Origin of the sequence: Sinorhizobium arboris LMG 14919 (assembly GCF_000427465.1) — a bacterium.
Classification (GTDB): Bacteria; Pseudomonadota; Alphaproteobacteria; order Rhizobiales; family Rhizobiaceae; genus Sinorhizobium; species Sinorhizobium arboris.
In genome coordinates this window covers 107,901-123,799 of record NZ_ATYB01000008.1, presented here as the reverse complement: position 1 = coordinate 123,799, position 15,899 = coordinate 107,901, and the positions used below count along the sequence as shown (strand labels likewise).

Genomic DNA, 15,899 nt, shown 5'->3' with positions numbered 1-15,899 from the left:
GGGAGACACCGGAGTGAATATATTGACGAACAAAAGTGAACTCAGAGGCGGGGAGCTTTCCGCCGGCGACGCCCTCCCAGCGCCGGGAAGCATCCGTCACGGGGGGCCGCGCACGGTCCGGGCAGGCTTCATCCCGCTCGTCGACGCGGCCGTGCTGATCGCCGCCGCCGAATTCGGCTTCGCCCAGCGCGAAGGCATCGCCCTGGAGCTCGTCAAGGACGTCTCCTGGGCGAATGTGCGCGACAGACTTGCCTTTCGTCAGTTCGACGTTGCCCACATGCTGTCACCCATGCCGGTTGCCGCCATGCTCGGTCTCGGCTCCAATCCGTCGCCGACGATTGCGCCCTTTTCCCTGGGACGCGGCGGCAATGCAATAACGCTCTCGACCCGACTCTACGGCCTCATGCAAGAGGCAGGAAAGCTCGGCGGAGGCGAGGATGCGTTGATGAACGCCAGGGCGCTGGCGGCGGTCATCCGGGCCGCAGAGGCAGCCGGCAAGCCCCCGCTGACGCTTGGCGTCACCTACCCGTTCTCGTCGCATAATTATGAGTTCCGATACTGGCTCGCGGCCGGCGGCATCGATCCCGACCGCGATGTCAAGCTGGTGGTGGTGCCGCCACCGATGACCTCCGATGCGCTTGCCGCAGGCGCAATCGATGGCTTCTGCGTCGGCGCGCCCTGGAACATGGTCGCATCCGAACGTGGCGTCGGCCGCATTGTCGCGACCAAGCAGGATATCTGGCCTTCGGCCCCGGAAAAGGTGATCGGCATGCGCCCCGAATGGGCCGAAGCCAATCCGGACACCGTTTCCCGCCTGATCGTCGCACTCGACCGCGCCGCGCGCTGGGCAGACGCACCGGAGAACCGCGACCACCTCGCGGAAGTGCTGGCAGAGGAACGGCACGTGGCTGCGCCGGCCGATATCATTCGCCGGGTACTTGCAGGCGAATTCACCATCGACCCCGAGGGAAACGGGCGCGTCATCGAGAACTATTTCGTCTTTCACGCAGGCTTTGCCAACTTCCCGCGCCCCAGCCAGGCGCTCTGGATCTACAGTCAAATGGTGCGCTGGGGACAGACGTCCTTGTCCAAAGAAGGCTTCGAAGCGAGCGTTTCCGCTTATCGGCCGGACCTCTATCGTGCAGCGCTCGGAGAGGATGCCGTGCCGGCCGACTCAGGCGGCAGCAGGGTCGAAGGGGCGAGGGACGACGACCGCTTCATGGACGGGCACGTCTTCGATCCCGGCAGCATGGAGGATTATATCAAGTCCTTCACCGTCGGGGGCAAAGGTCGAGTCCAGGAGCCGCTCGATGATGCCTGAGTCCGCGGCCTGCTGCTTGTTTAATCGCAAGGGGCCTGCGCCGCATACCGCAACGCACAACAATTCACCATTGATCGCCACCGACTAATTTTTAGGCCGCTGCCGTTTTCCGGCCTCTTCTAGATTTTTCAATGACATAGTCGTAATCCAGCGATCTGGCACAGCATTTGCTTTTCCAACTTTGCTTCCAATCAACGGCGATTGAAGCGAGCTCAGGCGCCGCATGCGCCTGCCAAAGACACCGACGTCGCAAGGTCTTTGCCTCCGTAAGGGATTCCTCCCAGTCCCCGGAGCGCGATTTCCGAGCGGCGTTTTTTTATGCCGGTTTTCGGCCGGCCAACAATTTGAGGGAACGCGCATGATCAAGACTTCGATTGGCCTGACCCGCCGCAGTCTGTTGAAGACCACCGCTACTGCCGCCCTCGTCGGCGCAGCCAAGGCGCTATTTCCGTCTGGCGCCTTCGCTCAAGGAGCAGGTCCGGAGACCGCAAAGGCCGTCCTCGGCTTCATTGCGCTCACCGACTCCGCGCCGCTTATCATCGCCAAGGAAAAAGGCTTCTTCGACAAATACGGTATGAGCGAAGTCGAAGTTGTCAAACAGGCTTCATGGGGAACGACGCGCGACAATCTGGTACTCGGCTCGGCCGGCGCAGGCATCGACGGCGCCCATATCCTGACCCCCATGCCCTATTTGATCTCGATCGGGAAGGTGACCCAGAACAACCAGCCATTGCCAATGGTCATCCTCGCCCGCCTCAATCTCGATGCGCAGGGGATCTCGGTCGGCGCCGCCCATGCCGACCTGAAGGTTGGCCTGGATGCATCCGTACTGAAGGACGTCTTCGCGAAGAGGAAAGCCGATGGGGCGCCGGCGAAGGTCGCCATGACGTTCCCGGGCGGCACGCACGACCTCTGGCTCCGTTACTGGCTGGCGGCCGGCGGCATCGATCCGGACAAGGACGTCGAAACCATCGTCGTCCCGCCGCCGCAGATGGTCGCCAACATGAAGGTGGGGACCATGGACTGTTTCTGCGTCGGCGAGCCCTGGAATGAGCAGCTCGTCAACCAAAAGATCGGTTACACCGCGGTCACCACCGGTGAGATCTGGGCCAATCACCCGGAGAAATCCTTCGCGATGCGCAGCGACTGGGTCGAGAAGAACCCGCGCGCAGCAAAGGCGCTGGTCATGGCCGTCGAGGAAGCCGCGCAATGGTGCGATGACATGGCCAACAAGGACGAACTTGCCAAGATCGTCGGCAAGCGCAGCTGGTTCAACGTGCCGTCCAAGGACATCATCGACCGGCTGAAGGGTGAGTACGACTATGGCAACGGCAAGGTCGTATCACACAGCCCGCATTTCATGAAATTCTGGCGCGATCATGCCTCCTACCCCTTCCAGAGCCATGACGCCTGGTTCCTCGCCGAGAATATCCGTTGGGGCAAGCTCGCGCCGGACACGGATATCAAGGGACTGATCGCCAAGGTCAACCGCGAGGATATCTGGCGCGAAGCGGCGAAGGAACTCGGCATCACCGATATGCCGGCCTCAACCTCGCGCGGCCCAGAGACCTTCTTCGACGGCAAGGTCTTCGATCCGGAAAATCCCGAAGCGTATCTGAAGAGCCTCGCCATCAGCCGGATTGCCTGATGAGGCGACCGCAGCCGGACTTCGGCCCGGCTGCTCTCGACCCGAACCGTAGGAGAACGGCATGTCCGTCACCAATCTCAAGCTCAAACCACAGGCAATGCCTCAAGCCGCGGCCGATGTCATCGCACTCTCGCACGCGGCGAGGCCGGGAATCGCCAGTCGACTGCCGCGGCTCGCCGCGGCCGCGGCAACAAACCTCACCCCCCTGCTCGCCACCTTGGGCTTCCTCTTGCTCGCCTGGCAAATTCTCTGTTCATCGCCCGACTCCAGCCTGCCGGCACCAACGCGTGTGCTGGAGGAAAGCTGGGAACTGATCGCGCACCCCTTCTACACCGGCCAGGGTACCGATCAGGGCCTGTTCTGGCATGTTTTTGCCAGCCTTCAGCGCGTAGCATTCGGCTATGCGATCGCCGCGGTAGTCGGCATCGCCCTTGGCGTGCTCGTCGGCCAAAGCGCGCTCGCGACGCGCGGTCTCGATCCGATCTTTCAGGTGCTGCGCACGGTGCCGCCGCTCGCCTGGCTGCCCCTGTCGCTCGCCGCCTTCCAGGACGGCAATCCCTCGGCAATTTTCGTGATTTTCATCACCGCGATCTGGCCAATCATCATCAACACCGCAGTCGGCATCCGCAACATTCCGCAGGACTACCAGAACGTCGCCCGGGTGCTGCGGCTGAACGGCTTCGAATATTTCGCCAAGATCATGCTGCCGGCGGCGGCTCCCTACATCTTCACGGGCCTCAGGATCGGCGTCGGCCTCTCCTGGCTGGCCATAGTTGCAGCCGAGATGCTGATCGGCGGTGTCGGCATCGGCTTCTTCATCTGGGACGCGTGGAACTCGTCGCTTATCAGCGACATCATCGTCGCGCTGATCTATGTCGGCATTGTCGGCTTCCTTCTCGACCGCCTCATCGCACTGACCGGCCACGCGGTTACCCGCGGCACGGCAAACGCCTGAAGAGGAGGCCCGCCATGACCAGGAGCTATCTTTCGCTCGAACTGCTCGACAAGACCTTCGAACGCGGCAGCACGCGCACGGACGTGCTGAAGCAGGTTTCGCTCACCGTCGACGAGGGCGAGTTCATCTCGATCATCGGCCATTCCGGCTGCGGCAAGTCGACCCTGCTCAACATCGTCGCCGGCCTGACTCAGGCGACGAGCGGTGTCGTGCTCCTCGAAGACAAGGTTGTCGACGAGCCTGGGCCGGATCGCGCCGTCGTTTTCCAGAACCACTCGCTGCTGCCGTGGCTCACGGTCTACGAGAACGTGCGGCTCGCGGTCGACAAGGTGTTCTCGGCGACGCGTAGCAGGCATGAGCGCCACGAATGGACCATGCGCAATCTCGAACTCGTGCAGATGGCGCATGCCGGTGACAAGCGGCCGGCGGAGATCTCCGGCGGGATGAAGCAGCGCGTCGGCATCGCCCGTGCGCTCGCCATGGAGCCGAAGGTGCTGCTTCTCGACGAGCCGTTCGGGGCGCTCGACGCCCTCACCCGCGCGCATCTGCAGGATCAGGTCATGCAGATCCACGCGGCCCTTGGAAACACGGTCCTGATGATCACACACGATGTCGACGAGGCAGTCCTGCTTTCCGACCGCATCGTGATGATGACCAACGGCCCGTCAGCAAAAATCGGCGACATCCTCGATGTACCGCTCGCCCGCCCGCGCCGGCGAATCGAGCTCGCCTCCGACCGAACCTACCTGAAATGCCGCGAAGCCGTGCTCAAATTCCTCTACGAGCGCCACCGCTTCGTCGAAGCTGCGGAGTGACCCACATGACTGAAACTGCACTCGAAAAACTCGTTATCGTCGGCAACGGCATGGCTCCGGGCCGGATGCTGGAAGAGCTCTTCGAAAAGGCGCCCGGGCGCTATACCGTGACGATCTTCAACGCCGAGCCGCGCGTCAATTACGACCGCATCATGCTCTCGCCGGTGCTATCCGGGGAGAAGGAATACGAAGAGATCATCATCCATGGCGACGGATGGTACATCAAGCACGGCATCACCCTTTACAAGGGACACAAGATCATTGCGATTGACCGCGACGCCAAGACCGTCACCTCCGACCACGGCGTCACGGAAAGCTATGACAAGCTGGTGATCGCCACCGGCTCGGTGCCTTTCATCATCCCCGTGCCGGGCAAGGATCTTCGCGGCGTCATCACCTATCGCGACCTCGACGATGTGCAGGCGATGCTTCTCGCTGCGCAATCGCGCGAAAAGGCGGTCGTCATCGGCGGCGGCCTGCTCGGGCTGGAGGCAGCCGCCGGGCTTCAGGCGCGCGGCATGGACGTCACCGTTCTGCATGTCATGCCGACGCTGATGGAGCGCCAGCTCGACCCGGCCGCGGGCTACCTCCTGCAGAAGGCCGTCGAAGAGCGCGGCATCAAGGTCGTCACCAAGGCGAACACCAAGCGCATCCTCGGCGAGGAGAAGGTCGAGGGTATTGAGCTCGACGACGGCCGGATCATTCCGGCGACTCTGGTCGTGATGGCCGTCGGTATCCGGCCGAATGCCGGGCTTGCCAAGGAGGCCGGGCTTGCCGTCAATCGCGGCATCGTCGTCGATGCCGGAATGCAGACGTCCGACGGGGATATCATGGCGCTCGGCGAGTGCGCCGAAGTCGGTGGCATGGTCTACGGCCTTGTCGCCCCCCTTTACGAAATGGCGCGCGTCGCCGCCTCCCACCTCGCTGGCGATCGTCACGCCGCTTTCGCACATTCCGACACGCCGACGAAGCTGAAGGTGACGGGCATCAACCTCTATTCGGTCGGCGACTTCGCCGATGGCGAGGGGCGGGAGGAAATTGTGCTGCGCGATGCCACCGCCGGCATCTACAAGCGGCTGGTGCTGAAAGACAACCGCATCGTCGGTACTGTGCTCTATGGCGACACCACCGACGGCGCCTGGTTCAACGACCTTTTGAAGCGCGGTACGGACATCTCCGAAATGCGCGATACCCTGATCTTCGGTCAAGCCTATCAGGGAGGGTCACCGCTGGACCCTACGGCGGCCGTTGCAGCCTTGCCGGATGATGCGGAAATCTGCGGCTGCAACGGCGTGTGCAAGGGCAAGATCGTCGGGGCGATCACCTCCAAGGGCCTGACCTCGCTCGACGACGTGCGCGCCCACACTAAGGCGTCGGCCTCCTGCGGTTCCTGCACCGGTCTGGTCGAGCAGCTCATGTCGCTGACGCTCGGCGACTCCTACAATCCGGCCGCAGTGCAGCCGATGTGCACCTGCACCGATCTCGGCCATGACGACGTGCGGCGCCTGATCAAGGCCAAGAAACTGAAGTCCATACCCGCCGTCATGCAGGAACTGGAATGGAAGACTTCCTGCGGCTGCGCGAAGTGTCGCCCGGCGCTCAACTACTATCTCGTCTGCGACTGGCCGGACGAATATGCCGACGATTACCAGTCGCGCTTCATCAACGAACGCGTTCACGCCAATATCCAGAAGGACGGGACCTATTCCGTCGTACCGCGCATGTGGGGCGGCGTCACCAACGCCAAGGAACTTCGCGCGATCGCCGACGTCGTCGACAAGTTCAACGTGCCGCTGGTGAAGGTGACGGGCGGTCAGCGCATCGACCTGCTCGGCATCGAGAAGGAGGACCTGCCCGCCGTCTGGGCGGATCTCGGTCGGGCAGGTTTCGTTTCGGGCCAGGCCTACGCCAAGGGACTGAGAACCGTGAAGACCTGCGTCGGCTCCGATTGGTGCCGCTTCGGCACACAGGATTCGACCGGCCTCGGCATCCGCATCGAGAAATTCATGTGGGGCTCGTGGACGCCGGCCAAGCTGAAGATGGCCGTCTCCGGCTGCCCGCGCAACTGCGCGGAGGCAACCTGCAAGGATATCGGCGTCATCTGCGTCGACTCCGGCTTTGAGATCCATTTCGCAGGAGCTGCCGGCCTCGACATCAAGGGCACAGAGGTCCTGGGCCTGGTCAGGACCGAGGACGAGGCGCTCGAGCATATCGTCGCGCTGACGCAGATGTATCGCGAGCAGGCCCGCTACCTCGAGCGCATCTACAAATGGGCCAAACGTGTCGGCCTCGACGAGATCCGCCGGCAGATCATGGACGATGCGGACAAGCGCAAGGCCTATTTCGACCGCTTCGTCTTCAGCCAGAAATTCGCCCAGGTCGACCCGTGGTCGGAACGCGTCTCCGGCAAGGACAAGCACGAATTCCGGCCGATGGCGACGGTCGGCTTCAATCAGGCAGCGGAGTAATCGATGACGATGAACTGGATTGCAATTGGCTACATCAACGACATCCCGCTGCGCGGCGCCCGCTGCGTCAGGACGCCGACCGGCAAGATCGCCGTCTTCCGGACCGCCGAGAACGAGGTGTTCGCGATCGAGGACCATTGCCCGCACAGGGGCGGCCCTCTTTCCCAAGGGATCGTGCACGGCACGGCCGTCACCTGCCCGCTGCACAATTGGGTGATCTCGCTCGAGACCGGCAAGGCGCTCGGTGCCGACGAGGGCGAGGTGCGCACGATCCCCATCCGCAACGACAATGGCGCATTGTTCGTCGCTCTTGAGAGTCTCGCACTGGCAGCGGCGGAATAAGCATGACGCAAGAGGTCAAGACCACCTGCCCCTATTGCGGAGTCGGCTGCGGTGTCATTGCCCGCGTGGGTGACGACGGTACGGTGAGCGTCAAGGGCGATCCGGAGCATCCGGCCAATTTCGGCAGGCTCTGCTCCAAGGGATCGGCTCTCGGCGAAACCCTCGATCTTGACGGCCGCCTTCTTCATCCGGAAGTCGGCGGCCGTCGCGCAGGCTGGAGCGAGGCGCTCGATCTCGTTGCCGAACGCTTCTCGCACAGTATCGCCGAACACGGTCCCGATTCGGTTGCCTTCTACGTCTCGGGACAATTGCTGACGGAGGACTATTACATCGCCAACAAGTTGATGAAGGGTTTCATCGGCTCGGCGAACATCGACACCAATTCCCGGCTTTGCATGTCGTCCTCGGTCGCGGGCCACCGCCGCGCCTTCGGTTCGGACACGGTGCCGGGCGTTTACGAGGACCTGGAACTCGCCGAGCTCGTGGTCCTGACGGGCTCCAATCTGGCCTGGTGCCATCCGGTGCTTTATCAACGCCTCTGCGCAGCCAAGGCGAACCGCCCGGAGATGAAGATCGTCGTCGTCGACCCCCGCCGGACGATGACTGCGGACATAGCCGACATGCATCTGGCGATTGCGCCCGATGGAGATGCCGCCCTCTTCAACGGTCTGCTTGCCCATCTCGCCGCCAGCGGTGCGATCGACCGGAACTATGTCGGGAGCTACACGAGCGGTTTCGACGAGGCTGTGGCGAGCGCATCGGAGCGCGACCTTCCGGCGCTTTCGGAAGCGACCGGGCTGACGCAGACGCAGCTTCGCGCTTTTTTCCGGCTTTTCGAGACGACCGAGAAAGTCGTGACCTGCTACAGCCAGGGTGTGAACCAGTCGGCTGCAGGCACCGACAAGGTCAATGCCATCATCAACTGCCATCTTGCGACCGGGCGCATCGGCCGGCCGGGGATGGGGCCTTTTTCGCTGACCGGGCAGCCGAATGCGATGGGCGGGCGCGAGGTCGGGGGACTCGCGAACATGCTTGCCGCCCATATGGACATCGAGAAATCGCTCCACCGGGATCAGGTACGGCGCTTCTGGGGCGCGCCGACAGTAGCGGGCAAGCCCGGCCTCAAGGCGGTTGACATGTTCCGCGCCGTTGCCGACGGACGCATCAAGGCGTTGTGGATCATGGCGACCAACCCGGTCGTCTCCATGCCAGATGCCGATTCCGTCGAAGCAGCGATCAAGGCCTGTCCCTTCGTCGTCGTCTCCGACATCGTGAGGGATACCGACACGGCCCGCCACGCCCACGTGCTCCTGCCCTCGCTCGGCTGGGGAGAGAAGGACGGCACGGTCACCAATTCAGAGCGCCGCATCTCCCGCCAGCGCGCCTTTCTTGCGGCCCCCGGCCAGGCGCGGCCCGATTGGTGGCAGCTCACCGAAGTCGCAAGACGCATGGGCTTCGCCGCCGCCTTCGTTCACAATTCACCGGCCGAAATTTTCGCCGAGCATGCCGCGCTCTCGGGGTTCGAAAACGACGGACGCCGCGATTTCGACATCAGTGCCCATGCGGAGATCGACGGCCCCGCCTATGACGGACTGAGACCCTTTCAGTGGCCGCAGCCCAAGGGCAGCGCGCCGCAGATGAAGCGGTTCTTCGCGAAGGGAGCGTTCTATCATCCGGACGGCCGTGCACGCTTCGTTGCCGTCGAGGTGCCACGGCCAAGGAGCGCCGACGACGCCTTCCCCTTCAGGCTCAACACCGGCCGGGTGCGCGACCACTGGCATACCATGACCCGCACCGGCAGGAGTGCGCGGCTCTCCGGCCACCTCGCCGAGCCCTTTGTCGAGATTCATCCGCGCGATGCACAGGCGATCGGCGTCGGCGACGCCGACCTCGTCACCATAGCAAGTTCGTACGGGGCGGCGATCGTCCGGGCGCTCGTCACCGACCGCCAGACGGAAGGCAATCTCTTCGTGCCCATGCACTGGAACGATCAGTTCGCCTCGATGGCGCGGATCGATGCGCTGGTCGCGCCCGTCACCGACCCGGTTTCCGGCCAGCCGGCGTCGAAGCATATGGCGGTCCGTGCGAGCCGCTTCCCGGCCGCCGCCTATGGCTTTGCGGTTTCGGCGAGTAAGCCTGCGGAACTCGACGCCGCCTACTGGGCGCTCGCCAGGGCCGAGGGCGGGTGGCGGATGGAACTCGCCTTCGCCACAACGAATGCCGACTGGATCGACTGGTGCCGGAAGACCTTTGCGATCGCCGCCGAGATCGAACCGATCGGCTATACGGACCGCACCTCCGGCGAACTCCGCCTTGCTTTTTTCGAGGGGGACCGGCTGCTCGCCACCCTGTTTCTTTCTCCGAGGCCGGTCGCCGTCGCGCGCAACTGGGCGGTATCGCAGCTGCGCGCTTCGCATCGCAACCTCGCCAAGCGCTTCGCGGTAACCGCCGGCCGCCCGGGTGCCGATACGCCAGATCCCGGCGCGACCGTCTGTTCCTGCTTCAGCGTCGGCGTCAACCAGATCACTGCCGCCGTCCGCGACGGCTGCCACAGTGTCGAGGCGGTGGGCGAAAGGCTCAGCGCCGGCACCAATTGCGGCTCCTGCCGCGCTGAGATCAGGGGGATATTGAATGCCTGCCTCACCGTCGCCGCGGAGTGATCTGGCCCAAAGACCCCAGCGCGTTGCCGCACTCGCGACGCTGCCGCTCTTCTGGCCCCTGAATGGCAGACGGGCCGTTATCGCCGGCGGCAGCGATGCGGCCGCCTGGAAGGCGGAACTTCTTGCGGCCTGCGGCGCGGAAGTCCACGTTTACGCGCCACGTGCGACGCTCAGCGATCTCTTCCTCGACCTCCTCGCCCGTGGGCCCGCGCATGAGCACGGCCGGCTCGTTCACCACGATCAGGCGTGGCTTGAGGGCGCCTTTCTGGGCGCGGCAATCGCCATTGCCGATTGCGAGGAGGAGTGCGAGGCGGAAGCTTTCTTCCAAGCCGGGCGGAGCGCCGGAGTGCCCGTCAACGTCATCGACAAACCGGCCTATTGTGCGTTCCAGTTCGGATCGATCGTGAACCGCTCGCCCGTGGTTGTGGCGATCTCGACCGACGGGGCGGCACCCATCCTGGCGCAGGCGATTCGCAGGCGGATCGAAGCCCTGCTGCCACCGGCGCTCAAACATTGGGCGGCGGTCGCGCAGGCAATCCGCGATCGCGTGAATGCGCGCCTGAAACCCGGTGCCGCGCGCCGCGTGTTCTGGGAGCGTTTCGTCGATCGGGTCTTTCTTGATACACCGGAGGAGGGTGTAGAGACGCGGCTGGTGGCGGAGGCGGATCGTCTGGTCACGCGACCCTCAGCCATCGGCCGCGTCACCATCGTCGGCGCCGGACCGGGCGATGCGGAACTCCTTACCATGAAGGCGGTTCGCTCCCTGCAAGCCGCCGATGTGATCCTCTTTGACGAATGGATCCCGAATGACGTCCTGGAACTGGCGCGCCGCGAGGCAAAGCGCGTCCCCGTCGCCCGGAGCGCCAAACTTCGAGGCAGAGACATGGCGGCCCTCGTCGGGGAAGGGAAACGCGTGGTCCTCCTCCGGTCCGGGAACCCGATGGCGCTAGCCGGTGCCGTCGACGAAATCGCAGCGCTTGAAAGCCTTGGAATTCCCGTCGAGATCGTGCCCGGCGTCGAGGCGGCGCCTTGTCGTTCCGACGCGATCCCATTGGGCTTCGGCAGGATGGAGGCTTCGCAACCAGACCTGCGCGCTGTAGCCCATTGAAACGGATCGGCGAGCGCAACCGCTCAAAATGCGGGGCGGTCGGCGCTTCGCGCGGCTTCCAGCCGATCGATGAATGGCCGCTGCGACGCGTTTATCTTCCCGCGGGCTTCTTCGAGCGTGAACCATCCCGCGCGGTCGACTTCCGGGAAGGACTGCATCCTGCCGCTCCGCGGCGGCCACTCCGTCTCGAACAGGTTGCTGCGCAGGCTGGTTACGTCGAATTCGCTTTCATGCGCATAGGCCGTGACGAGTTTGCCGCCCTTCTGGCGCTCTTCGCCGAGGAATTCCAGAGGGCCTGATATCGCGATGCCCGTCTCCTCGAGGAACTCCCGGCGCGCCGCTGCTTCGGGCTCTTCGTCGGCATCGTACTCGCCCTTCGGAATCGACCAGGCGCCAAGATCCCTGTTGCTCCAGAAAGGCCCGCCCGGATGAACGAGCAGAACCAAAAGGTTGCCCGCCTCGTATCTGTAAAGCAGAACGCCGGCACTTCTCCTCGGCATTGCGACCTCTCGAGCATTTCCGCTTTTCTCCGAATTGCGGAAGCGATCTAACCCTTTGTTTCTTGGCGATCCCGGAGGAAAAACCGCTGCGCTGGACCTGGAACTGCTCTAGGACGCCCCCTGCTTCCTCATCGCCAACATCTCGGCAATCTCCATCGGGAACGGGAAGATTATCGTCGAGTTCTTCTCGCCGGCGATGACATTCAAGGTACTGAGATAGCGCAGCTGCATGGCCTGGGGTTTTCGAGCAAGAATTTCAGCCGCTTCCAGCAGTTTCGCCGCGGCCTGCTGCTCGCCCTCGGCATTGATGACCTTGGCGCGCCTTTCGCGTTCTGCCTCGGCCTGCCGGGCGATCGCCCGGATCATCGACTCGTTGATATCCACATGCTTGATCTCGACGGTAGCCACCTTGATGCCCCATGCGTCGGTCTGCACGTCGAGGATCTTCTGGATGTCGTCGTTGAGCCGGTCGCGCTCCGCCAGCATCTCGTCCAGGTCGTGCTTGCCGAGCACGGACCTGAGCGTCGTCTGAGCCAGCTGACTCGTCGCCGCCATGAAATCCTCCACCTGGATCGTCGATTTTTCCGCATCGATGACCCGAAAATAGATCACCGCGCTGACCCGCACCGAAACATTGTCGCGCGAGATGACGTCCTGGCTGGGCACGTCCAGAACACGCGTTCTGAGATCGACCCGTACCATCTGCTGCACATACGGGAGGAGCAGGATCAGTCCCGGTCCCTTGACGCCAGTGAAGCGGCCCAGAGTGAAGATCACACCGCGTTCATATTCCCGGAGGATCCTGATCGCATAGGCGACGACGATCAGCACGAACAGGAGCGCGGCGGCGAAGGGCGCTAGATTTCCAAGTAAGGGCATGAGCGATCTCCTTTTCCCCCGTGATCCGTTATGGCGTTAGCGCGGGATGCGGGTGGAAACCGCGCGCACTTTTCCTCATCCAGCTCCAGCTCGCTTGCGCGCCACCTTGAGCGTGAGGCCCTCCCGGCCGACAACCATGACGTCCTCTCCCGGTCCAAACGACTCATTGCTGACGGCTCTCCACCGCTCGCCATGGGCGATCACGTAGCCGTCCGCCCCCGCCCAACTGTCCACCTTGCCGGAGATACCGATCATCTCTTCCGCACCGGTGGCGACCTTGTGCCGGCGCGAAACAACGGCCAGACGGGCGACCAGCAGGCTGAAAGCGAGGCTGGCGATCCCGATGCCGCTCAGAGCCGGCCAGGATACCTGTAATCCAGGAACGTCCGTGTCAAAGAGAATGGCGGCGCCCAACACCAGAGCGACGGTGCCGCCGAGGCCGAGAACACCGAAGGACGGGGCATGCGCCTCGGCCACCAGCAGCGCCGCACCGAGTATGATGAGGCCGACGCCGGCATAGCTCACCGGCAACACCGCCAGCGCGTAGAGCCCGAGCAGGAGGCTTATGCCGCCGATTGTCCCGGGCACGACCGTTCCGGGCGAGAGAAACTCGAAGATGAGCCCATAGATGCCGACCATCATCAGGAGGAGTGCGACGTTCGGGTTGGTAATCACCGACAGCAGCTGCGTGCGCCAGTCCGGCGGCAAATCCTCTATGGCGAGCCCGGACGTATCGAGCCGAACGTCGGATTGGCCGATGCGGACGGGGCGACCGTGCGCCTGCTTCAAAAGGTCGTCGACGCTGACGGCCGTGAAGTCAATGACCTGCTCGCGCGCGGCCGCAGCGGAGGAAAGGCTCGCGGCCTCGCGCACGGCCCGCTCCGCCCAATCGACATTGCGATTGCGCAGTTCCGCAAGCCCGCGGATATAGGCGACCGCATCGTTGATCAGTTTCGCCTCTCCGGCATTGGCGGGCTTGCGGGGTTCGGGCGTGTCCGGCTCGCCCGGCTTTTCCTCGCCCTCTTGCTCGTCGCCGCCGAAAAGCCCTCCCCCGATGGCGATCGGTGTGGCTGCGCCCAGATTCGTTCCCGGCGCCATGGCCGCTATGTGGCTCGCATAAAGGATATAGGTGCCGGCGCTCGCCGCCCGCGCACCGCTGGGGGCGACGAAACTCGCGACCGGGACGGGTGAGTCAAGGATGGCGCGTATGATGTCGCGCATCGAGGTATCCAGTCCGCCGGGCGTATCCATCTGCAGCACCACCAGCGCGGCACCGCGATCCCTGGCCCGTTGAAGGCCTCTCGTCACATATTCCGCCGTGGCGGGACTGATGGCACCGTTGACATGCAGGACGATTGCCGTTCGCTCGGCTCCCGCCACCGCGACTGGAAGCGCCAAGGCCGAGAACAGGCTAAACAACACGATAAGAATGCGGGCCATTCGCCGTCGATACCTCGCGGCTTCTCACAGGCGGGCGCAAGGGCAACTCGGCCGCAGGCCCTTCTTTCCCGCTCTACCTTTCGTCGAAATCCGACACATCCTAATATATGTCAGAACGGCGAAAAGCGTAAGAGATGGCCTGCAGGCGCTGCCGCAGAAGTTGCATGGGGACTGCCGCGCGGTTTCCGCCGACCCCGCATTCTGCGTTATCGAGCGCAGCTCGTCACGCGGATCGTGCCGCAGCGCCGTTATCCGCGGCGCCTGGCGCAGCCGCTCGGCGCGCCCGCGCCAGGCTGGCTATTTGCGACGCTACGAAAATCGCGTGATCGTTGACCTGCGGCAGCCCCATAAGCTCGCCAAAGGTGCCGCGGGCGAGAGGACCGGCAACGAAGAGGTTGTCCACCTCCCTGCCCACGCTGTCGAGCGCTCTGCTGGTTTCGCTGCACGCCAGGCCGAGGCCGACTCCGTCGGGGCGCAGATAACCTGCGGCTCCGAGCGACTCCAGCCAGGACTGGCTTTGCAGGATCGACCGGTGTGCCGGACCCGTGGTGATCACAACGGCTTCGAATTCCCACTCTTCCGTTCCACCGGCCCGGCGCTTCCGGACGCTAACCGCGACATTCTCGCCCACCCGCGCCAGATGGGCGATCGAACCTGCAAGGACGCGGATATCGCCGTCCCTTAGCCCTGCACTTACGACCGCTTCGATTTGCGGAGCCACGCGAAAACGATGCACATCCCAGAAAGGCCGCACGTGCCGGACGAGCCGCCGCCGCTCGGTCACCGGCAGATTGCGCCAGATCTCACCCCCTTGTGCTCTGAGCGCATCGAGGACCGCATGCCATGTGAAGCCGTCGGCCTCCGCATCGGCGATCGTCCGGCGCACTTGGGCGACCAGCTCCGCTGCCGATCTCCAAGGCTGCGAGACGAAGTCGCCATAGGGATCCTGCGCCCGATCGGCATGCCCGCGCGAAAGCAGACCCCGACGGGAAAAGGCGGTGATCGGCCCCTTATGCCCGCGCCTGCGCAAGGTGGCGATCACATCGGCCGACGTCAGGCCCGTGCCGATGATCAACACACGATCACCGGTCCTGATCCTGTCGAGCGCACCGGGCCCGGTCGAATCCGGCACGTAGCGGGGGTGCCCGGAGAGGACAGCGCCGATGCCAGCGGGCGCCTCCGGGGCCGGGTGCGTCGTTGCCACCACCAGAACGTCGGCGCGGCTCCGTGTTCCGCTCGCGCCGCGAACCTCCCAGGCCACTCCGTGGCGCTCCACGGCGACCGCTCTCTCCCGGTGGTGTGCGATGCGGCCGCCCTCCAGGAACGGCGCGATCGCTTCGGCGACATAGCGACCGAATAGCTGCCGGGCGGGATAGAGATGGCCGTCGCAGGCAAGCGCCTCGGAGTCGTCGCACGGTTCGCCCCGAAGCTCGAGCCAGTGCATAAAGTCGTCGGGATCGTCCGGATCGATGCTCATGCGCGCGGCCGGGACATTGACGCGATGCGCGGGCTCCGCCGTGTCATAGGCAAGTCCGCATCCCAGCCGCTCCCGGGGCTCGAACACGACAATCCGCCAACCGTCCATGTCGCGCGCCCGCGCCAGATGCTTCGCGACCACAGCACCCGTGAAGCCGCCGCCGATGATCGCAACGGTTGGGCGTGCAGCATTCTGGTCGACAGCATCCGTCATATCGAAGACCTACTGCGCAGCGACGACCCCGTGTCGTCGTTGATCTTCCGCGTGAATTTGTCGGCCCGCCGTT

The 15,899-nt window shown here is 64.1% G+C and carries 12 protein-coding genes; 8 read left to right on the top strand and 4 right to left on the bottom strand.

Annotated features, from left to right (window positions below):
• The first annotated feature begins 13 nt into the window (after positions 1-13).
• From SINAR_RS0101340 to SINAR_RS0101305, 8 genes are all read left to right on the top strand, one after another.
• Complete coding sequence (locus SINAR_RS0101340; protein WP_027997361.1) at positions 14-1,321, top strand: CmpA/NrtA family ABC transporter substrate-binding protein; 1,308 nt, start codon at positions 14-16, stop codon at positions 1,319-1,321.
• 358 nt (positions 1,322-1,679) lie between these two features.
• Positions 1,680-2,969 carry a CmpA/NrtA family ABC transporter substrate-binding protein gene (locus SINAR_RS0101335; protein WP_027997360.1) on the top strand — a complete coding sequence of 430 codons (1,290 nt, stop codon included), beginning with the start codon at positions 1,680-1,682 and terminating at the stop codon, positions 2,967-2,969.
• A 61-nt stretch (positions 2,970-3,030) separates the two neighbouring features.
• A complete protein-coding gene (ntrB, locus tag SINAR_RS0101330) occupies positions 3,031-3,924 on the top strand; it encodes a nitrate ABC transporter permease (protein WP_027997359.1) in 894 nt (297 codons plus the stop codon).
• Between the two features lie 14 nt (positions 3,925-3,938).
• Complete coding sequence (locus SINAR_RS0101325) at positions 3,939-4,739, top strand: ABC transporter ATP-binding protein (protein ID WP_027997358.1); 801 nt, start codon at positions 3,939-3,941, stop codon at positions 4,737-4,739.
• Positions 4,740-4,744: 5 nt separating this feature from the next.
• Entirely contained in the window at positions 4,745-7,207 is a 2,463-nt protein-coding gene (gene nirB / locus SINAR_RS0101320) for a nitrite reductase large subunit NirB (protein WP_027997357.1), read from the top strand.
• Positions 7,208-7,210: 3 nt separating this feature from the next.
• Positions 7,211-7,549 (top strand): nitrite reductase small subunit NirD, encoded by a 339-nt coding sequence (gene nirD, locus SINAR_RS0101315; protein ID WP_027997356.1) that lies wholly within the window; start codon positions 7,211-7,213, stop codon positions 7,547-7,549.
• Positions 7,550-7,551: 2 nt separating this feature from the next.
• Positions 7,552-10,209, top strand: coding sequence for a nitrate reductase (locus tag SINAR_RS0101310; protein ID WP_027997355.1), 2,658 nt, complete (start codon positions 7,552-7,554; stop codon positions 10,207-10,209).
• Positions 10,181-11,317, top strand: a complete 1,137-nt coding sequence (locus tag SINAR_RS0101305; RefSeq protein WP_027997354.1) for a siroheme synthase family protein — start codon at positions 10,181-10,183, stop codon at positions 11,315-11,317. The genes SINAR_RS0101310 and SINAR_RS0101305 overlap by 29 nt, the downstream gene beginning before the upstream one ends.
• Before the next feature lie 23 nt (positions 11,318-11,340).
• On the opposite strand, the gene SINAR_RS0101300 is transcribed toward SINAR_RS0101305, so the two are convergent.
• From SINAR_RS0101300 to SINAR_RS0101285, 4 genes are all read right to left on the bottom strand, one after another.
• Positions 11,341-11,817 (bottom strand): NUDIX hydrolase, encoded by a 477-nt coding sequence (locus SINAR_RS0101300; protein WP_027997353.1) that lies wholly within the window; start codon positions 11,815-11,817, stop codon positions 11,341-11,343.
• 108 nt (positions 11,818-11,925) lie between these two features.
• Entirely contained in the window at positions 11,926-12,696 is a 771-nt protein-coding gene (locus SINAR_RS0101295) for a slipin family protein (RefSeq protein ID WP_027997352.1), read from the bottom strand.
• Positions 12,697-12,771: 75 nt separating this feature from the next.
• Positions 12,772-14,136 carry an NfeD family protein gene (locus tag SINAR_RS0101290; protein WP_027997351.1) on the bottom strand — a complete coding sequence of 455 codons (1,365 nt, stop codon included), beginning with the start codon at positions 14,134-14,136 and terminating at the stop codon, positions 12,772-12,774.
• Positions 14,137-14,359: 223 nt separating this feature from the next.
• Positions 14,360-15,826 carry an FAD/NAD(P)-binding protein gene (locus SINAR_RS0101285; protein WP_027997350.1) on the bottom strand — a complete coding sequence of 489 codons (1,467 nt, stop codon included), beginning with the start codon at positions 15,824-15,826 and terminating at the stop codon, positions 14,360-14,362.
• Between the last annotated feature and the right edge of the window lie 73 nt (positions 15,827-15,899).